The sequence below is a fragment of the Thalassobaculum salexigens DSM 19539 genome, from assembly GCF_000423805.1.
Taxonomy (GTDB): Bacteria; Pseudomonadota; Alphaproteobacteria; order Thalassobaculales; family Thalassobaculaceae; genus Thalassobaculum; species Thalassobaculum litoreum.
In genome coordinates, this window is sequence record NZ_KE384093.1 from 1,606,698 (window position 1) to 1,624,357 (window position 17,660).

The window sequence follows — 17,660 nt, forward strand, 5'->3', positions numbered from 1 at the left end:
CTCAAGTGAGGGTGCGGGCCATGAACCGGCCGGTGCCCTCGCTGCCTTCCGTCAGCGCGCCGTCGCGCACCACGAAATTGCCGCGCACGACCGTGTGCAGCACCTTGCAGGCCATCTCCTGGCCTTCCCAGACCGAGTAGCCGGCATCGCTCTGCAGGCTGGATTTCTCCACTTTCCACGGCGCCTTCATGTCGAGGATCGCGAAATCCGCGTCGGCCCCCGGCGTGATCCGGCCCTTGCGCGGCGCGAGCCCCATGGCGTCGGCCGGCTGGCAGGTGACCAGCTTGGCGAGCTGCTCCAGCGGGATGCCGCGTTTGACGTGGCCTTCGGTGAAGAACGCCGGCAGGAAGGCGTCGAGCCCCGGGAAGCCGGGCTGGGCCTTCCAGATGCCGCCGTCCTTGCTGGAGACCGGCCGGTGGATGTGATCGGTGCCGAGCGTGTCGATATCGCCGCGCCGGATGCCCTCCCACAGCGCCTCCCGATCGGCTGGGTCGCGCAGCGGCGGGTTCACCTTGGCGACGGCACCCCAGTGCGTGCTGGTGTCGTGGGTCAGATAGTGGGTGCAGGTCTCGATGGTGAGCTTCGAGCCGGCCTTGCGCTGCTCGATGGCGGCGGCCAGCGCCTCGCCCGAGGACGTGTGCACGGTGTAGACCCGTGCCCCCGTCACCCGGCCGAAATAGGCGGCGCGGCGGATCGCGTCGGCCTCCACGAAGGGCGGGCGGGTCGCGTTCCAGCTTTCCAAACCGTTCTTGCCCTCGGGGTCCGCGGCCATCACCCGGTCGCGCAGCACCCAGGCCGCCTCGATGTTCTCCGGGTGCGGACACATCATGCCGCCATGCTCGGCCAGAACCTCCAGCAGGCGCAGCATGAAGCCGTCATCGGTGCCGGGCAGGCCGAGCCGCTTGCCCTCGTCGCCGCGGATGTTCATGAACAGTTTTGCCGTGGGAACCCCGAACTCCTTGATGTAGCGCGGCAGTTCGGCGATCTGGTCGTCGGTGGCGATGACGAAGTGGAAGCCGAAATCGATCCGCGCGCCGGCCTCGGTCACCGACTTCAGCTCCTCGAACTGGGCGGCGTAGGGGTCCGGGCTCATCACATAGGGGATGAAGGACGTCACGCCGCCGACGGCGGCGGCCGCCGTCTCGCTGGCTGCGTCGGAGGGAACCCGCGGCTTGGAGATGTCGCTGCCGTGGCCCAGATGCAGGTGGACGTCACAGGCGCCGGGCAGCACCGTCAGACCGCCGAGCTGAACCGTTTCGGCGGCGTCCGGGCCGCTGCCCGGCTCGGTCACCGCGGCGATGCGCCCGTCGGCGACCAGCACGTCGACGTCGCGGAATCCCTGTCCCGGCAACAGCACCGATCCACCGGCCAGTCTCAGATCCATCTTCGTCATCGTGTCGTCTCCATCCTGTGCTGTAGATGCTGTCCCGGCGGGCGTCCGGTGCCGCGCTCGGGCCCGCGCTCTGGGCCGAGGTCGGGGCCGTTCCGCGGTTCGGAATGTTGGCGCCAATAAATGGTGGCGGCGCAAGTCGGCGTGGCAAATTCATCGCCCGAAGGACGGATTTGACACAGATGCGCGGGCATTCCCGCGCTATTGTGATTAGAATGATAAACAACCCGGGCAGGCAAACAGGCCCGGCCATAGGTTGAGGAACCGTAGCTGTGGCGACGATTGAGACGATGCAACCGATCACCTCCACGAACCTGTCGACGCTGGCGTTCGAGCGGCTGGAGCAGGCGATCATGTCCGGCGAACTGAAGCCGGGCGAGCGGCTGTCGGAGGTGACGCTGGCACGGCGCTACGGCATCAGCCGCGGCCCGCTGCGCGAGGCGATCGGCCGGCTGGAGGGCCGTAATCTGGTCGAGCGCCAGGCCAACCAGGGTGCGCGGGTGGTCTCCCTCGACCAGGCCCAGATCCTCGACCTGCTGGTGATCCGCGAGAGCCTTGAGGGCATGGCCTGCCGTCTGGCGGCGACGCGGATGAAGCCGGCGGAACTCAAGCGTCTGCAGCGTATGCTGGACGACCATGCCCATGACGAGCACGTGGTCGCCGGCAAGGGCTACTTCCAGGGCGGCGGCGATCTCGACTTCCATTACCGCATCGTGCGGGCCAGCCGGAACGACCGGCTGATCAAGATGCTTGACGAGGACCTGTACTCGCTGCTGCGCCTGTTCCGCCAGCGGCTGAGCACGGCGCCGGGCCGTCCCGCCCAGGCGCTGGAGGAGCACCGGGCGGTGCTGGCCGCGCTGGAGGCGCGCGATCCCGACGCGGCCGAGGCTGCCATGCGCACCCATATCCGCAACAGCCGCGCCAGCATCAACCATCTGGTGACGGCGGACGTCGCCTGACGACGGCGTGTCAGGCGACCGGCACATCGTTGATCGGAATATCGACATCGAGCATCGGCGCATGCTGCTGGCAGCCGTAGACGTCGGTGTCGCCCAGGTCGCCCGCAGGGATGTGCCGGGGAATCGTCGCCTTGAACGCCAGACCCGCCGGATAGGGCGTGAACAGCACGTCCTCCTCGTCCACGTCGTACAGCCCGGCGATCAGCGCCGGGGTCAGGACGCCGGTCGCCGCCACCGCGTCGTAGGTCGCGCGGGTCTCGAACACCACGTCGATGGTGAGCTGGAACGGGCCGGCGTTCTTCGACTTGCAGACCTTGGCGATATCGCGGATCCGGGGCATCACAGGTCCTCGTAGGTGATCGGGAACGGGGCGAGCGGATCGTCAACGGCCATCGTCTGGAACACCGAGAAGCGATAGACCGGTCCGGCCTGGATGTCCGACGGCGAATAGGGGAAGGCCATGTTCCCCTCGCGGCAGAGCCGGCCCGGGAAGTCGGTGTGCAGCATGGTCACCCGGGCGACCGACAGCACCGCGTCGGCGGTGTCCTGGTCGTCGGCCACCGCCTCCACCACAAAGCCGATCTCGTGCGGTTTCGCAGTGCTGCGCAGCGGTTCGGCCGCGCCCATCACCCCGTCCAGGCCGTAGCGCCGGATGATCAACGTGTAGTCGTCCGGCGTGACCCCGAGATTGCCGACCTTGGTCGCGGTCGACTCGTGGATCGATTTCAGGAAGTCGTCCAGCGTGTCTATCAAAAGCGGGTCGCGGGTGCCGCAGATACTGATCGATCGATAGCCGACCAGTTCCACGCCCTCCAGCTTCACCGTGTAGGGCGAGGGCGTCCAGGTCATGCCGGAGACCCGCACCGCCCGGTCGTTCACCGCGTCGAACCGGCAGTCGGTGGTGTCGAGCACGCCGCCCGGCTCCACATGGATGCAGGGGGACGGGTTCTCGTGCAGCGCGTGGTTGGCGACGGAGGAGGGGGTGCAGGCCCGCTCCGGCGCGGTCGGCTCCAGCACCACGCCGTCGTCGTCGACCGTCACGTAGAGGCAGTCATGGCCCTTGGGGATCGACGGGGTGGCGCCGCATTCCAGCATCTTGCCGGCATACCAGGCGGGGGCCGGCGCCTTGCCGGCGCGGATCGCCATGGCGGCCCAGGGGGCGGGATCGCTCGACCGGCCGGCCAGCACCACGTCGGCGCCGCCGTCCAGCGCCGCGGCGAAGGGCTCGGGGCCCATCATGCCGACCACCCGCTCGGCCCGGTCGATGGCCTCGGCGTCGATCGCCGGACCGCCGGTCAGCCGCTTCATCTTTCCCTCGGCGGTCGCCCGTTTCAGCGCCGCCTTGTCCTGTTCGGCGTCGATGGTGGCCAGCCGCAGGTGGATGCCGTCCTCGCGGGCGACCTCGCGCACGATGTCGGCGGTGATCTGCAGATGCGGCGTGCCGCCCGCCCCTCCGGCGGTGCCGATGACCACGGGCACGCCCTGGCGCCTGCCGGCCTGGATCATCAGCCGCAGGTCGCGCTTCATGGCCCGGCGCGAGCTCAGGGTCTTGCCGGAGCCGAGATAGAACGGCCCCGGGTCGGTGCTGCCGCCATCGACCCCGATCATGTCGACGCCGCGCGCCTCGCCCTTCACCAGGGACAATTCAGGGAATCCGTAGCCGAGGATGCCGCTGGTCGATAGCATTCGGTAGGCGCCGCTGCTCACGGTGGTTTCCTCGCGGTTGTTTCTTGGACCGTTTCTTTGGCCGGATCATCCCCGGCGGCATCAATAACTGTCAACAGTTGACGATATTGTCCGACCCCGCTGTAATCCGGGCGGGCGGTAAGTCCCGATAGAAACAGGGCCGGGAGGTTTGGAACAGATGACGACGCTTGCTGATCGCCGAAAGAAATTCCGGGCGATGCTGGAGGAACGGCGCGCCGTTCTGGTGCCGGGGGCCGCGAACGCCCTGACCGCCCGGGTGATCGAGGATCAGGGGTTCGAAGCCTGTTACGTCACCGGTGCCGGCATCGCCAACACCCTGCTCGGCGTGCCGGATATCGGCCTGGTCACCATGAGCGAGATCCAGACCACCACCGCCGCGATCGCCGAGATCAGCAGCCTGCCGCTGTTCGTCGACATGGATACCGGCTTCGGCAACGCCATCAACACCCACCGCACCGTGCGGGTGCTGGAGCGGGCCGGCGCCTGCGCGGTGCAGATCGAGGATCAGGTCTTCCCGAAGAAATGCGGCCATTTCGACGGCAAGGCGGTGATCCCGGCCAAGGAGATGGCGACCAAGGTGCGCGCCGCCGCCGACGCGCGCGAGGACGAGAACTTCCTGATCATCGCCCGCACCGACGCCCGCGCCATCGAGGGCATCGACGCTGCTCTGGACCGCGCCCGGATGTATATCGAGGCGGGCGCCGACGTGACCTTCGTGGAGGCGCCGATCTCGGTGGAGGAGATGCAGCGGATCTGCGCCGAGCTGCCGGTGCCGCAGGTGGCGAACCTCGTTGTCGGCGGCCGTACCCCGATGCTGTCCCAGGAAGATCTGGCGACGATCGGCTTCGCCATCGTGCTCTACGCCAATACGCCGCTGCAGGCCGCCATGCGGGCCATGAGCGAGGTGCTGGGTGCGCTGAAGCGCGACGGCAATCTCGACGCTGTGCAGGACCGGCTGGCCGATTTCGTCGAGCGCCAGCGGCTGGTCCACAAGTCGACCTACGACGCCATGGAGAAGACCTACGCGGTCGAGGAGTAGGAGAGCGTCCGCATGAACTTCGCCTACGAGGATAGGGCCCCGTATTCCGCCATCGTCGACCGCCCGAAGCTGACCTGGCCGAACGGCGCGAAGATCGCGGTGTGGGTGGTGCCGAATGTGGAGCACTACGAGTTCCTGCCCCGGCCGTCGCGGATCCGCGATCCCTGGCCGCGCACGCCCCACCCGGACGTGCACGGCTATGGGGTGCGGGACTATGGCAACCGGGTCGGCCTGTGGCGGATGATGGAGGTGATGGATGCCCACGGCGTGCGCGGCACCCTATCGCTCAGCATGTCGAACTTCGTCCACTACCCGGAGATCTTCGAGGCCTGCGAGGCGCGCAGGTGGGCGATCATGTCCCACGGCATGTACAACACCCGCTATCACTGGGGCTATACAGAGGAGGAGGAGCGGGACGCGATCCACGAGAGCCTGGACCTGCACACCAGGCTCACCGGCCGCAAACTGCGGGGCTGGTTCTCGCCGGCCGGGTCCTGGACCTTCAACACGCCGGACCTCGTGGCCGAGGCGGGGATCGACTACTACTGCGACTGGTACCACGACGATCAGCCGTTCCCGATGCGCACCCGCTCGGGCAAGACGCTGATCACCATCCCCTACACGATGGAACTGAACGACGCGGTCATGTACCGCAACCAGTTCGACGGCGAGGATTTCGCCAACTGGACCTGCGACGCCTTCGACACCCTGTACAAGGAGGGCGAGGAGCAGCCGCGGGTGCTCTGCCTGGCGCTGCACCCGTATATCCTGGGCCAGCCGCACCGGATCAAGCATCTGGACCGCGCGCTCGCCTACATCACCGGCCACGACAAGGTCTGGCTGGCCACCGGCGAGGAGATCGCCGACTGGTACATCGCCAATCATCTCGACACGATGAAGGCCCATCTGGGCTGGGAGGACGCGCCATGACCGAACCGCGTCCCGGCATGGACCACGACCTCTATCGCTATTCGGCGATGGACCGGCGGCCGGCGATTTCCTGGCCCGACGGCAACGGGCTCGCCTTCACCGTGGTACTGCATCTGGAGTTCTGGCGGCTCGACCCGCCGAAGGAAGACTGGCGCGACCCGCGCTATCAGGGCGCGTTCGGCAACTTCTATCCGGACTATACCGGCTACACCCAGCGCGAATACGGCAACCGGATCGGCTTCTTCCGGGTGCTCGACCGGCTCGACCGCCACGGCCTGAAGCTCACGGTGCCGGCGAACGCGGCGGCCCTGAAGCGCTATCCGGCCATCGTCGAACGTCTGATGGACCGCGACGTGGAGTTCGTCGCCGCCGGCACCCATGCCGACCGGATGATCACCTCCAAGCTCGACGCCGACACCCAGCGCTGGATGATCGACGAGAGCGTCGACGCCATAGAGCGCATCACCGGCCGGCGGCCGACCGGCTGGGCCGGCCCCGGCTACGGCGAGAGCGAGATCACCGCCGGCCTGCTGGCCGAGGCCGGGCTCGACTACGTGATGGACTGGCCGAACGACGACCAGCCCTACATGCTGACCACAAAGCCCGAACTGGTCTCGGTCCCGCGCCAGCCCGAATGGGACGACGGCGAGATCATGTGGCTGCGCAAGGTGCCGCGCGAGACCTGGGAGGAGATGGTCGTCTCCGCCTTCGACCGGCTCTATCAGGAGCGGGCGGCCGGGCGGTATTTCTCGCTGTCGCTGCACCCCTGGATCGTCGGCCAGTTCCACCGCATCCGTTTCCTGGAGCAGGTGCTCGACCGCATCGCCCCGCCGCGCGACGGCGTGTGGCAGACCACCGTCGGCGCGGTCGCCCGCCACTTCCGCTCCCTGCAATCGGACTGAGCTTCGCCCCCAACCTGCCCGCCCCTTAGGAGAGACTGACATGGCCACCGCAGGCATCGACAATGTCGACTACATCCGCGCGTTCATGACCGAACGCCCGGTGGTGTTCGAGCGCTCGGCGCTGGTGATCGTCGACATGCAGAACGCGTCGGGCTCGCGCACCGGCGCCCTCGGCCGCCGCATGAAGGCGGAGGGGTCGACCTCCACCGACTACCGCTTCGACCGGATCGAGACCCTGGTGGTGCCGAACATCCGCCGCATGCTGGACGGCTTCCGCGCCAAGGGCGGCGGCATTGTCTACGTCACCCTCGGTGCCCAGCGCGAGGACGCCGCCGACGCCCCGCCGCACATGCGCAAGATGTTCCAGGAGACCAACAACTGGGTCGGCAGCGAGGAGCACAAGGTCGTCGCCGGGCTGGAGCCGCAACCGGGCGAGCTGATCGTCCGCAAGACCAGCATCGGCGCCTTCGCGTCGACCGGGCTGGACCATCTGCTGCGCTCGATGGGCTGGGACAATCTCTACATGACCGGTGTCTCCACCAACATGTGCGTGGAGACGACGGCCCGCGAGGCGGCCGACCGGGGCTATCACGTCACCATGGTCGAGGACGGCTGCGCCACCACCCGCAAGGAGCTGCACGAGGGCACGATGCAGAACTTCCAGCGCCTGTTCGGCCGGGTGCGCAGCACCGACGAGGTGGTGGCGGAACTCAACCTGTAGTGTTGTCTTGGTCGGCCGAGGCCCGGGCCTCGGCCGTAGGTCTTATTTTAGTATTCCCTGTTAGACTATTATTGGAGGTTCCCTCGCATAGAGGACGGCGTCTCCGCGAGGAACGCGAGTACCGCGTCGCCGAACGCCCGGGGCTGCTGGCGGAACATGCTGTGCCCCGCCTCCGGAATGATCACGGTCTTCGCACCCGGCACATGCGCCGCCAGCGCCCGCAGCACCACCGGCAGCATGCCCGGCGTGTCGGCGCCGCCGACGAACAGGGTCGGCGGGGTCAGCGCCTCCGCCTCGGCGCGCGAGAAGGGCAGGCGGCCCTCGTTCACCTGGGCCAGCAGGGTGGTCGCATTGTCCTCGCGCATCTGCCGGTCCGCCGCCGGCAGCCGGTCCCAGGCGCCGGGACCGTTGATCCCCTCGATGAAGGCGCGCAGGCCGCCCTCCAGATCGCCGGCGGCGATCTTCTCCGCCGACTGGGCCACATGGGCGCGGGTTCCGGCGCCGGCGCCGAGATCCGGGCCGTCGGTCGGCATCAGGGTCTCGTCGAGCGCGCCGCCCGGTTCCGCCAGCACCAGCCGGTCCACCAGGTCCGGGCGTTTCAGGCTCAGGCGGAAGGCGAGGTGGCCGCCGCGGGAATGCCCGACCAGGTCGACCGGACCGACATCCAGCGCCTCGATGAAGGCGATCACATCCTCCACATGCTGGGCCATGGTGAAGGTGCCGTCGGTACCGCTGCACGTATCGGGAAAATAGTGGCGCAGGCTCGGCGCGATCAGCCGGCGGCCGCTCGAGAGCGGCTTCAGCACCGGCATCCAGGCTCGGAAGTCGTTCAGCGATCCGTGGATGCAGAGCAGCGGCTTGCCCTGGCCGATATCGAGATAGGCCATGTCGAAGCCGTTCACGGGCAAAGTCTTCATGGCGGCGGTCCTGATCTGGCTGGTGGGTCCCGACTCCAATATCGGCTTCGGCCGCCGGCGGCAATCCGCGTTCGGGCCGCGGCGTCAGTCGGCGGGGCGCGCGTACTGCTCCAGGGTGTTCTCGATCCGGCCGATCAGCTCTTTCTTGTCGGCCGGCAGTTGATCGCTGGCCTCGACCTCCTCGGCCAGCAGGCGCAGCTCGGCGACCATCGTTTCGCGCTGGTCCGGCTCTGCGATGGCGACCATGCGCGCGATCGCCCGCTGCAGCGCGAGGCTCATCAGGCCGTTGCGCCGGGCCGCGCGGCGCATCGGCGGAAAGGCTTCCTGAAACAGGGTGTCGGCGGTGGTGGTCGGCGACACCACCCGGGCCACGCCGTCGCCGTCCAGATAGACCCCGGACGACAGCCGCTCGGCCCGGGCCGTCGCCAGCGCCGCCGACAGCCGGTCGACACAGGCGATGGCGGTGAAGGTGTCGTTGACGCCGGGCGACAGGGCGCGCAGGGCGATCTCGACCAGCAGGTTCACCGAGAACCGCAGATCGCCCTCCGGCGTGCGCACCGACAGCAGCGGCAGCGCCGCGATCACGTGGCCGTCGAGAGTCCGGTCCGGGTCGTTGAAGACGGTGGCGACCGGCTCACCCGCGATGACGAAATCGCCGGGCTGCACGTCGTAGAACACGGTGGCGCCGACGGCCTGGGCCGCCTGCAGGAGCTGGCCCGGCTCGATGGCATCCACATAGCCGTCGCCCGGGGACGACACCGTGCGCTCGTCGCCTTCCGGCAGGACAAGCTCGCTGGACAGGATCGGCGTGCTGCGGGCCAGGGCGTCGGCGACCTGATGGTCCAGGGCCCGGGCGATCTCCGCCGCCTCCTGGTCGATGCTGACCCGCCTCGATACCCGCTGCACGAAGAGCAGGAGCAACAGGACGGAGATCACCATATAGGCCGCTCCGACCGCGACGGTCAGGTCCGGCACCGCGTCGTTGCGGGTCAACCAGAGCGACTGAAGCGAATACAGGAAGGTGGCGCCCAGCGACCCCACGGCGATCTGGCTGACCCGGTCGTCGCCGAAACGCTGCAGCAGCCGCGGGCCGATGGCGCTGGCGGCCATGGTGTAGACCAGCAGGACGATGGAATAGACCATGACCAGCGCCGACATGGACGCCCCGGCGGAGACGGTGAACACCGCGCGCGCGGTCTCCACCTGCACCACCAGGAAGTTCGGCACGAGACCGGCATGCGCGTCGCGCAGATAGGCCTCCAGGTGCCATATCCCGATCGCCACCAGCAGGCCGGACAGGCTGATCGCCCCTGGAATGGTCAGGAAGCCGCGCAGGACGCGGATCGTTCGGCGAAACGGGGTCAGGACCATCGGCGGGGCCGTTCTGTGTCTGCGGCAAAGTCTGCAGCAAGGTTTGCGGCAAGGTTTGTGACGGAATGGTTCGGTTCTGGAGTGCCACGGCCGGGGGACGACGTCCAGCACAACCACCGATACCGGACCGGCCGCGCCAGTACCTGCGGCGCCGTCGCACTGGGTGGGACCGTGCCGATCCGGACAGCAGCGACGGTTTCGTTCTGGCGCCGACCACGGTCCCGGGCATGTTCGAGCCGGTCGACCTGTCCATCGCCGACAGCTATTTCGCGCCGCCGGAACTTGATTGGCTGCGGGCCCAGGGGGAGGCGGAGCGGGGCGGGGCCTTCATGACCCTGTGGACCCTGAAGGAGGCCTTCATCAAGGCGACGGGGAAGGGGCTGTCCCAGGAACTCGACCGGTTCTGGTTCGCCGATCCGTCCTCGGGACCGATCCGCATCGGCTTCGCGCCGGACCTGCCGGAAGACCCCGAACATTGGGGCTTCGACCACCGGGTGATGGCGGGCGACTACCACCTCGCGGTCGGCTGGTGCGGCCCGGGACAGGTGGCGTGGCGCGGGATGCCCCACTGACGGACGCGCTCCCGAAGCGGCGGCGCCGCCTCGGGAGCAGAGGTGTGTTACTCGGCGGCCGCCGCCGCACTGGCGCCGGTATAGGCGGCGGCGCTGTTGCCGGCGAGGCGGCCGAAGACGGTGCCGGCCATCAGGCCGCTGCCGCCCGGATAGTTCTCCACGAACAGCCCGCCGACCAGCTCGCCCGCGGCATAGAGGCCGGGGATGGTCTGGTCCTGCATGTCCTGGACCTCGCCCTTGTCGTTGATCTTCAGGCCGCCGAAGGTGAAGGTGATGCCGGTTGTGGTCACGTACGCCTCGAACGGCCCCTCGTTGATCGGCAGGGCCCAGTTGGTCTTGTTGATCGCCAGGCCCTCGGTCGTCACCCCGTCCAGCACCGACGGGTTGAACTTGCCCGGTTTGCAGGCGGCGTTGAACTCCTCGATCGTCGCCTTCAGGGCGTCCGGCGCGATCTCGAGCTGCGTCGCCAGATCCTCGATGGTGTCGGCGGTCACCTTGGTGACCTCGCGGATGCGGTATTCGTCGCGCAGCAGGGGAATGGTCTTCTGGTCGAAGATCTGCACCGCCGTGCGGTAGGGCTGGCTCATGATGGCGCGGCCGAACTTCACATAGGTGTGGTTGCGGACGTCCTCGCCCTCGTCGACGAAGCGCTCCCCGTTCATGTTGACCATGATGCCCCAGGGATAGGAGTGCTTCTGGAAGTTGTCGAGGATCACCCGGTCGCCATAGGCCGGGGCCGAGATGTCCCAGCCGACCGAGTGGCAGCCGGACCAGTTGCCGTAGGGCCGCGCGCCCATGTCCAGCGCCATGCGGATGCCGTCGCCCATGTTGTGGCGGGTACCGCGCACCCGGCACAGGTCCCAGCCCGGGCCGAGATAGCGCACGCGCATCTCCGGATTGGACTCGAACCCGCCGCAGGCAAGGATCACCGCGTCGGTGGTGATCTCCTCGTAGCCGTTCGGGCCGAAGACCTCGATGCCGGTGATCTTGCGATGCTTGTCGTGGATCAGCCTGGTGGCGCCGGTGCCGTAGCGGATCTCGCAACCCATCCGCTCGACCTCGGCCAGTTCCATCTCGATCAGGCCGGCACCGCCGCCGACGGACTCGATGTTCACCCCGCCGTAGAAGTGGTGCTTGCCGTCGACCAGGAAGGACTGGCGGCCGAACATCGGGATGAAGCGGATGCGGTGCTTGCGCAGCCAGGCCATGGCCGGGCGGGAGCCGTCGATCAGGGTCCAGGCCATGTCCTCGTCGGACTGGTGGCGGGTGACCTTCATCAGGTTGTCGTAGAACGCCTGGCGGTCGTGCGGCGGCAGGACGATCTGCTCGCGCTCGGCGTCGGACAGGTCGACCAGGACGTCGGTGACCGCATCGTCGATGCCGGTGTGGCAGAACCGGAAACCGCCGGCGGTGAAGTAGGAGTTGCCGCCCTTCTCCTCCTCGCTGGCCTTCTCCAGGATCAGGACGCTGGCGCCGTTCTCGCGGGCCGCCATCGCCGCCGACAGCGCCGCGTTGCCGGCGCCGACCACGACCACATCATACTCCGCCATTTTTTCCTCCGGGACGTTTGGATCTTGGCGTCGAGATTGACAGCCGGTGTTTCGACAGTAAATTGAAACATTCTTAGATATTGATTAGGAAACATGAATTATCGATGGATTACCTGCTCAAGGAAATCGCCGTTTTCGTAAGGATCATCGAGCTGGGCAGCTTCAGGGCGGCCGCCGAGGATCTGAACCTGACCCAGTCGGCGCTGACCCAGCGGCTGAAGAAGCTGGAGGAGGCGGTCGGCGTGCGGCTGATCGAGCGCACCACCCGCACGGTGGCGCCCACGGTGGTCGGCGGCAGCTTCCTGCCGGTGGCCAAGCGCATGCTGGTGCAGTTCGAGCAGTCGATGGAGGATCTGAACACCCTGATCCGGGCGCGCACCGGCCAGGTGACCATCGCCAGCCTGATCTCGGTGGCCACCTACGTGCTGCCCGGCGCGCTGAAACGGTTCACCGCGGCGCATCCCAATGTCAGCGTGCGCATCTTCGACGACCCGGAGCTGGAGATCTCCGGTCGGATACGCCGGGGCGAGGCGGAGTTCGGCATCGACATGGAGACCGCCGATCAGGATCCGGATGTGGAGGTCACGCCGTTGCTGGAGGACCGCTATGTGCTGGTGTTCCATCCGGACTATCCGGGCGTGCCGTCGGGCGCGGTGGCCTGGGCCGATCTGGCGGAGCTGCCGCTGGTCACCTATGGCGCGCGCAGCGGCACCAACCGGCTGATGCACGAACGCCTCGCCGGCCTGCCTCGGACGGGGAAGTGGCGCTACGAGGTGCAGCACCTCTCCACCCTGCTCGGCCTGGTGCGTGCGGGGCTGGGCGTGGGGATCGTGCCGACCCTGGCGATGGCTGGGCAGGAGGAGGGGGCGCTGCTGCAGCGGCCGCTGGTGGCGCCGGACATGCGGCGGACCATCGTCCTGGTGCAGCGGCGCGGCGCGGAGCTGTCGCCGGCGGCGGAGATCCTGAAAGCCTTCACCCTGGCCGAATTCGAACGCTTCGGCGACACCGGTTAGGTCTTCACCCGCTGCGGCGACGGCTGAATCGAAGGCTGTTTCGGCCGAGGGCTATTTCGGCCATTTCCCGGCGAGGCCGAGATCCCGCTCGCGCTGGTGCATCTCGTGCCAGATCTCGGCCGGGGTGATGCCCATCCAGACCCAGAGGACGGTGAGATTGTACAGCAGGTCGGCGGACTCGCGGATCACCCCGTCGCGGTCGGCCACGGCGGCGTCCAGCGCCACTTCGGCGGCTTCCTCGACCACCTTCTTGGCGATCTTCGGGTTGCCGTCGCGCAGCAGCTGCGCGGTCCGGTTGCCGACCTTGGTATCCGCGCGCGAGGTCTGGACCATCTCGAAGAGCTGGTCGATCGGATGGGTCATGGGCACTCCGCGGGGCTCTGAACGTGAGTGGGGTCAGGCATCGATCAGGCGGCTCTCGGCGATCTGGCCGGTCGATTCCAGGATCGGATAGGCCACCGACGTGATGTGGCTGTTGATTCGCTTCAAGTCCCGCAGCACGTCCAGATGCAGCGACGAGCTGCCCAGGGATTCCGGCGTGCCGTCGCGCATGCGGGCGTAGTGGGCCTCGGCGAATTTCTGCTCCAGCTCGCGGATATGGACCTTCTGCTCCATCAGCCGGCGGGCCAGCAGCGCGTCGCCGCTCATGAACACGCTCAGCGCCAGCTTCAGGTTGGCGACCACCTCGCCGTGCATGGCCTGCAGTTCGGTCATGCCGGCATCGGAGAAGCGGGCGCCGTCCTTGATCTTCTTGGCCGCCAGCTCCAGCAGGTTCTTGTCGATGATGTCGCCGATATGCTCCAGGTTGGTGTTGAAAGTCAGGATCTCGACCACCCGGCGGCTTTCCTTGGGGTCCAGTTCCTGACGCGACAGCCGGGTGAGATAGAGCTTCACCGCCTCGTGCAGCACGTCGACCACGTCGTCGTCGCGCTCGATCTCCTTGATCAGGTCGGAGCGGCCGCTCTTGAACACCTCCATGGTGCGTTCGAGCATCGATTCCACCGTATCGCCGATCCGCAGGGTCTCGCGCGCGGCGCTGGACAGGGCGACGCCGGGTGAATCGAGCGCGGACTCCTCCAGATGCCTCGGCGCCTTCTCGTCTTCCGCCGCCGGACTGTCCGGCAGCATCCGGGTGACCAGGGCGGCTACGAGGCCGACGAAGGGCAGGAACAGGAGCGCCACCGCCAGGTTGAAGCCGGTGTGGAAATTCGCGATCAGCCGGGCCGGATCGTCGGAGATGTCGCGCAGATACGGCACGATCCAGGGCACCATCCAGAACACCAGGGCCACGCCTGCCGTCCGCATCATCAGGTTGCCCACCGGAATGCGCCGCGCCGAGGGATCCGCCCGCCAGTTCATCGCCACCGGGGTGATCGAGCTGCCGATATTTGCCCCCAGCACCAGCGCCATGGCGAGCTGAACCTCGACCACGTGTAGGGAGACCAGCGTCATCACCAGCACGATCACGGTCAGGCTGGAATGGGCCAGCCAAGCCAGCCCTGCGCCGAGCAGGATCGCCAGGATCGGCTCGTCGACCATCGGCGCCAGCAGGACCGACAGGGTCGGCCCCTCGCGCAGCGGGACCGAGGCCAGCATCACCATCTTGATCGCCAGCAGCATCAGCCCGAGGCCGATCAGCACCCGGGCCATGGCCCGTCGGCGGGAGTCGTCGGAGGTCAGGAAGGCGGTCACGCCGACGAACAGAAAGAGCGGCGAGATCCAGGAGACGTCGAAGGCCAGCACCTGCACCACGACCGTACTGCCGACATCCGCACCCAGCATGATCGCCAATCCGGCCGGCACGGCGATCATCTTGCGGCCCCCGAAGGAGCCGACGATCAGGGCGGTGGCGGTACTGCTCTGCAGGAAGCCGGTGACCGTGAACCCGGTGAGGAACGAGGTCAGCCGGTTCCGCGTCGCCGCCGCGATGCCGCGCCGGATCGCCGAACCGAAGGCCCGGGTGATTCCGGTGCGCACCATGCGCACGCCCCACAGGAGCAGGGCGACGCCGCCGGCGATTTCGATGAGCAGATGCATTCAGGTTTCCCGCAGTCGCGACCGGTACGGCCGCGACCCTTCGTCAGATGATGGCATGGCGGACCTTGGCGGAGACCCACTCGCTGACCAGCACGGTGATCAGGATCAGGATGAAGATCACCGTCACCTGGGGCCAGGCTAGCACGTTCAGGGATTCCTGCAGCCGCAGGCCCAGTCCGCCGGCTCCGACCAGCCCGAGAACCGTCGACTCGCGGATGTTGATGTCCCAGCGGAACACCGTGATCCCGGCGAAGGCCGGCAGGATCTGCGGCACCACCGCGTAATCCATGAGCTGCGCCTTGCTGGCGCCGGTGGCGGCCACCGCCTCGACCTGTGCTTCGTCGATCTCCTCGATCGCCTCGTAGAGCAGCTTGGCGACGAAGCCGATCGAGCGCAGGGCGATGGCGACGATGCCGGCCATCACGCCGGGGCCGATGACCGCGACCAGCAGCAGCGCCCAGATCAGCGAGTTGATCGAGCGGCTGGCGACGATGATCAGCAGGGCGACCGGCCGCACGAAGCGGGTGCTGGGGGTGGTGTTGCGGGCCGCCATAAAGGCCACCGGCACCGCCATGAACAGCGCCAGCAGCGTGCCGAGCGTGGCGATGTTCAGAGTGTCCCAGAGCGGCTCCAGCAGGGCCGGGATATACTCCCAGCGCGGCGGGAACATGCGCGAGCCGATATCGGCGGCCTGACGGGGCGCGTCGGTGACGAAAGCCCAGATCGTGCTCTCGGTCATCACCTGCCAGCAGAACACGAACAGGGCGACGAGCAGGAGCCAGCCGAGCCAGAGCGCCAGTTCCTTGCGGGTGGAGCGCCGGCGCCAGGTCCGGTGGGCGAGGTCGGTCATCGTCATCATTGCACCCACTTCCGCACGTAGCCCGACAGGTATTCGGCGGCCATGACGATCAGGATGATCAGGATCAGGATCGCGGCGGCGGAATCGTATTCGTAGCGGTCCATCGCGGTGTTCAGGGTGGCGCCGATGCCGCCGGCGCCGACGATGCCGATCACCGCCGACTCGCGGAAATTGATGTCCAGCCGGTAGAGGCTGAGGCCGATCAGGCGCGGCATGACCTGCGGCTGGATCGCGTAGTTTACGATCTGCCACCAGCCGGCCCCGGTCGCCCGCACCGCCTCGGCCTGGGCCTCGTCGATATCCTCGATGTCCTCGGCCAGCAGCTTGGCCAGGAAGCCGATGGTGGCGAAGGACAGGGTCAGGAAGCCGGCGAACGGGCCGAAGCCGAACATGGCGACGAACAGGATGGCGACGATGATCTCCTGGAAGCTGCGTGACAGGGCGACGATGGCCCGGCACACGGCGTAGATCGGCAGGGGCGCTATGTTGCGGGCGGCGCCGATGCCGATGGGGATGGAGATCAGCACGCCGACCACGGTCGCGGTCACCGACATGGTCAGGCTCTCTTCCATGCCCTGGAGGATGTCCTCCCAGCGGCTGGTGAAGTCGGGGACCAGGAAGCCCTCGATGAAGCGCTGGCCGCGCTCCAAACCTTCCCAGACCCGCACCCAGTTCACCTCGACCGAGGCGACGGCCAGCACCAGATAGAGCAGGCCGCCGCCGTACAGCGCCCAGCGCAGCCAGGGCCGCTTGATGATGGGCGGCCGCGTCCAGCCCCGGTAATCGGTCGCGCCGGTCATGCCCGCGTCGGTCATGTGAGGCCCGCCAGGCGTTCGCGGTCGACCGGGACCGTGCCGGGATGGTCGGCGTCCTCGTCGATGTCCTCGCCGTCTTCGTCGGCCTTGCGGATCGTGGCGGACCAGTCCTCCTCGCCGTAGATCTGGGTGAGGACGTCCGCGGTGAGTTCGTCCGGGCTGCCGTCGAAGACCACGCGGCCGGACTGCAGGCCGATGACCCGGCGCACGAACTGCTGGGCGAGGGCGACGTCGTGAATGTTGATGATGGCGGGCAGGCCGCGCTCGTCGCAGATCTCCACGATCAGCCGCATGATCTGCCGCGAGGTCTTCGGGTCGAGCGACGCCGTCGGCTCGTCGATCAGCAGCAGGTCGGGATCCTGCTCCAGGGCGCGGGCGATGCCGACCCGCTGGCGCTGGCCGCCGGACAGGGCGTCGGCGCGCTTGTTCACATGGTCCGACAGTCCGACCCGGTCGAGCAGGCGGTAGGCGTTCTCGATCGATGCCGGCGGAAACTTGCGGAAGAAGCTGCGCCAGAAGCCGACATAGCCGAGCCGGCCGGACAGCACGTTCTCCATCACGGTGAGGCGTTCCACCAGGGCGTATTCCTGGAAGATCATGCCGATCCGGCGGCGGGCGCGGCGCAGACCGCCGCGGCTCAGGCCGGTGATGTCCATGTCGCCGAGATAGACCTGGCCTGAGGTCGGCTCGACCAGACGGTTGATACAGCGGATCAGGGTGGATTTCCCCGCCCCGGACGGCCCGATCAGGCCAACGACCTGACCGGGCTCGACCGTAAGGCTCACATCGGTGAGCGCCCGATCTCCGGTTGCATAGACCTTCGAGAGGTCCTTCAAGCGCAGCATTCGGCCGCTCCCTAAAATGTGCCGGTCAAAGGG

General features: G+C 67.8%; 18 protein-coding genes. 7 read left to right on the top strand and 11 right to left on the bottom strand.

The annotated features are described in order from the left end of the window. Position 1 precedes the first annotated feature (1 nt). A complete protein-coding gene (locus G578_RS0111905) occupies positions 2 to 1,393 on the bottom strand; it encodes a dihydroorotase (protein WP_028794431.1) in 1,392 nt (463 codons plus the stop codon). Positions 1,394 to 1,680: 287 nt separating this feature from the next. Between G578_RS0111905 and G578_RS0111910 the strand changes: the two genes are divergently transcribed. Further along, a complete protein-coding gene (locus tag G578_RS0111910; protein ID WP_028794432.1) occupies positions 1,681 to 2,349 on the top strand; it encodes a GntR family transcriptional regulator in 669 nt (222 codons plus the stop codon). Positions 2,350 to 2,359: 10 nt separating this feature from the next. Here G578_RS0111910 and G578_RS0111915 read toward each other — a convergent pair whose 3' ends face one another. Together G578_RS0111915 and G578_RS0111920 are read right to left on the bottom strand one after the other, a co-directional pair. Continuing rightward, positions 2,360 to 2,689: a DUF4387 domain-containing protein gene (locus G578_RS0111915; RefSeq protein WP_028794433.1), complete on the bottom strand. Its 330-nt coding sequence runs from the start codon at positions 2,687 to 2,689 to the stop codon at positions 2,360 to 2,362. Beyond that, on the bottom strand, positions 2,689 to 4,056 hold the full coding sequence (locus G578_RS0111920) for an acyclic terpene utilization AtuA family protein (RefSeq protein ID WP_245565597.1): 1,368 nt from the start codon (positions 4,054 to 4,056) through the stop codon (positions 2,689 to 2,691). The genes G578_RS0111915 and G578_RS0111920 overlap by 1 nt, the downstream gene beginning before the upstream one ends. Before the next feature lie 157 nt (positions 4,057 to 4,213). Here G578_RS0111920 and G578_RS0111925 point away from each other — a divergent pair, with 157 nt between their 5' ends. Genes G578_RS0111925 through G578_RS0111940 form a run of 4 tightly spaced genes read left to right on the top strand, consistent with a single transcriptional unit; the run spans position 4,214 to position 7,648 of the window. Beyond that, positions 4,214 to 5,095, top strand: a complete 882-nt coding sequence (locus G578_RS0111925) for an isocitrate lyase/PEP mutase family protein (RefSeq protein ID WP_028794435.1) — start codon at positions 4,214 to 4,216, stop codon at positions 5,093 to 5,095. Between the two features lie 12 nt (positions 5,096 to 5,107). Further along, on the top strand, positions 5,108 to 6,025 hold the full coding sequence (locus tag G578_RS0111930; protein WP_028794436.1) for a polysaccharide deacetylase family protein: 918 nt from the start codon (positions 5,108 to 5,110) through the stop codon (positions 6,023 to 6,025). Beyond that, the gene (locus G578_RS0111935) at positions 6,022 to 6,927 is read left to right on the top strand and encodes a polysaccharide deacetylase family protein (protein WP_028794437.1); all 906 of its coding nucleotides are present in this window, start codon (positions 6,022 to 6,024) and stop codon (positions 6,925 to 6,927) included. Before G578_RS0111930 ends, G578_RS0111935 begins: the two co-directional genes overlap by 4 nt. 40 nt (positions 6,928 to 6,967) lie before the next feature. After that, the gene (locus G578_RS0111940) at positions 6,968 to 7,648 is read left to right on the top strand and encodes a cysteine hydrolase family protein (protein ID WP_051244669.1); all 681 of its coding nucleotides are present in this window, start codon (positions 6,968 to 6,970) and stop codon (positions 7,646 to 7,648) included. 68 nt (positions 7,649 to 7,716) lie between these two features. On the opposite strand, the gene G578_RS0111945 is transcribed toward G578_RS0111940, so the two are convergent. Next, positions 7,717 to 8,565 (bottom strand): alpha/beta fold hydrolase, encoded by an 849-nt coding sequence (locus tag G578_RS0111945; RefSeq protein ID WP_028794439.1) that lies wholly within the window; start codon positions 8,563 to 8,565, stop codon positions 7,717 to 7,719. An 84-nt stretch (positions 8,566 to 8,649) separates the two neighbouring features. Further along, on the bottom strand, positions 8,650 to 9,936 hold the full coding sequence (locus tag G578_RS0111950; RefSeq protein ID WP_028794440.1) for a DUF2254 domain-containing protein: 1,287 nt from the start codon (positions 9,934 to 9,936) through the stop codon (positions 8,650 to 8,652). A 65-nt stretch (positions 9,937 to 10,001) separates the two neighbouring features. Here G578_RS0111950 and G578_RS25990 point away from each other — a divergent pair, with 65 nt between their 5' ends. After that, the gene (locus tag G578_RS25990; protein ID WP_084618840.1) at positions 10,002 to 10,508 is read left to right on the top strand and encodes a 4'-phosphopantetheinyl transferase family protein; all 507 of its coding nucleotides are present in this window, start codon (positions 10,002 to 10,004) and stop codon (positions 10,506 to 10,508) included. Positions 10,509 to 10,555: 47 nt separating this feature from the next. On the opposite strand, the gene tcuA is transcribed toward G578_RS25990, so the two are convergent. Then, positions 10,556 to 12,058, bottom strand: coding sequence for an FAD-dependent tricarballylate dehydrogenase TcuA (gene tcuA, locus G578_RS0111960; RefSeq protein ID WP_028794442.1), 1,503 nt, complete (start codon positions 12,056 to 12,058; stop codon positions 10,556 to 10,558). A 104-nt stretch (positions 12,059 to 12,162) separates the two neighbouring features. Between tcuA and G578_RS0111965 the strand changes: the two genes are divergently transcribed. Further along, complete coding sequence (locus G578_RS0111965; protein ID WP_028794443.1) at positions 12,163 to 13,071, top strand: LysR family transcriptional regulator; 909 nt, start codon at positions 12,163 to 12,165, stop codon at positions 13,069 to 13,071. Between the two features lie 51 nt (positions 13,072 to 13,122). Here G578_RS0111965 and hisE read toward each other — a convergent pair whose 3' ends face one another. From hisE to phnC, 5 genes are read right to left on the bottom strand one after another with little or no spacing between them, the layout of a single operon-like run. Further along, positions 13,123 to 13,434, bottom strand: a complete 312-nt coding sequence (hisE, locus tag G578_RS0111970; protein WP_028794444.1) for a phosphoribosyl-ATP diphosphatase — start codon at positions 13,432 to 13,434, stop codon at positions 13,123 to 13,125. A 33-nt stretch (positions 13,435 to 13,467) separates the two neighbouring features. Then, entirely contained in the window at positions 13,468 to 15,108 is a 1,641-nt protein-coding gene (locus G578_RS0111975; RefSeq protein ID WP_028794445.1) for a Na/Pi cotransporter family protein, read from the bottom strand. Positions 15,109 to 15,151: 43 nt separating this feature from the next. Next, positions 15,152 to 15,964 (bottom strand): phosphonate ABC transporter, permease protein PhnE, encoded by an 813-nt coding sequence (gene phnE / locus G578_RS0111980; RefSeq protein WP_028794446.1) that lies wholly within the window; start codon positions 15,962 to 15,964, stop codon positions 15,152 to 15,154. Then, on the bottom strand, positions 15,964 to 16,782 hold the full coding sequence (phnE, locus tag G578_RS0111985; RefSeq protein WP_028794447.1) for a phosphonate ABC transporter, permease protein PhnE: 819 nt from the start codon (positions 16,780 to 16,782) through the stop codon (positions 15,964 to 15,966). Before phnE (G578_RS0111985) ends, phnE (G578_RS0111980) begins: the two co-directional genes overlap by 1 nt. Continuing rightward, the gene (gene phnC, locus G578_RS0111990; protein ID WP_028794448.1) at positions 16,779 to 17,627 is read right to left on the bottom strand and encodes a phosphonate ABC transporter ATP-binding protein; all 849 of its coding nucleotides are present in this window, start codon (positions 17,625 to 17,627) and stop codon (positions 16,779 to 16,781) included. Before phnC ends, phnE (G578_RS0111985) begins: the two co-directional genes overlap by 4 nt. Positions 17,628 to 17,660 lie beyond the last annotated feature (33 nt).

Excerpts from the sequence above, each read along its gene's own strand:
- G578_RS0111905 (WP_028794431.1), bottom strand. The coding sequence starts at position 1,393 with ATGACGAAGATGGATCTGAGACTGGCCGGTGGATCGGTGCTGTTGCCG.
- G578_RS0111910 (WP_028794432.1), top strand. The coding sequence starts at position 1,681 with ATGCAACCGATCACCTCCACGAACCTGTCGACGCTGGCGTTCGAGCGG.
- G578_RS0111915 (WP_028794433.1), bottom strand. The coding sequence starts at position 2,689 with ATGCCCCGGATCCGCGATATCGCCAAGGTCTGCAAGTCGAAGAACGCC.
- G578_RS0111925 (WP_028794435.1), top strand. The coding sequence starts at position 4,214 with ATGACGACGCTTGCTGATCGCCGAAAGAAATTCCGGGCGATGCTGGAG.
- G578_RS0111930 (WP_028794436.1), top strand. The coding sequence starts at position 5,108 with ATGAACTTCGCCTACGAGGATAGGGCCCCGTATTCCGCCATCGTCGAC.
- G578_RS0111935 (WP_028794437.1), top strand. The coding sequence starts at position 6,022 with ATGACCGAACCGCGTCCCGGCATGGACCACGACCTCTATCGCTATTCG.
- G578_RS0111940 (WP_051244669.1), top strand. The coding sequence starts at position 6,968 with ATGGCCACCGCAGGCATCGACAATGTCGACTACATCCGCGCGTTCATG.
- G578_RS0111945 (WP_028794439.1), bottom strand. The coding sequence starts at position 8,565 with ATGAAGACTTTGCCCGTGAACGGCTTCGACATGGCCTATCTCGATATC.
- G578_RS0111950 (WP_028794440.1), bottom strand. The coding sequence starts at position 9,936 with ATGGTCCTGACCCCGTTTCGCCGAACGATCCGCGTCCTGCGCGGCTTC.
- G578_RS25990 (WP_084618840.1), top strand. The coding sequence starts at position 10,002 with ATGGTTCGGTTCTGGAGTGCCACGGCCGGGGGACGACGTCCAGCACAA.
- tcuA (WP_028794442.1), bottom strand. The coding sequence starts at position 12,058 with ATGGCGGAGTATGATGTGGTCGTGGTCGGCGCCGGCAACGCGGCGCTG.
- G578_RS0111965 (WP_028794443.1), top strand. The coding sequence starts at position 12,163 with ATGGATTACCTGCTCAAGGAAATCGCCGTTTTCGTAAGGATCATCGAG.
- hisE (WP_028794444.1), bottom strand. The coding sequence starts at position 13,434 with ATGACCCATCCGATCGACCAGCTCTTCGAGATGGTCCAGACCTCGCGC.
- G578_RS0111975 (WP_028794445.1), bottom strand. The coding sequence starts at position 15,108 with ATGCATCTGCTCATCGAAATCGCCGGCGGCGTCGCCCTGCTCCTGTGG.
- phnE (WP_028794446.1), bottom strand. The coding sequence starts at position 15,964 with ATGACGATGACCGACCTCGCCCACCGGACCTGGCGCCGGCGCTCCACC.
- phnE (WP_028794447.1), bottom strand. The coding sequence starts at position 16,782 with ATGACCGACGCGGGCATGACCGGCGCGACCGATTACCGGGGCTGGACG.
- phnC (WP_028794448.1), bottom strand. The coding sequence starts at position 17,627 with ATGCTGCGCTTGAAGGACCTCTCGAAGGTCTATGCAACCGGAGATCGG.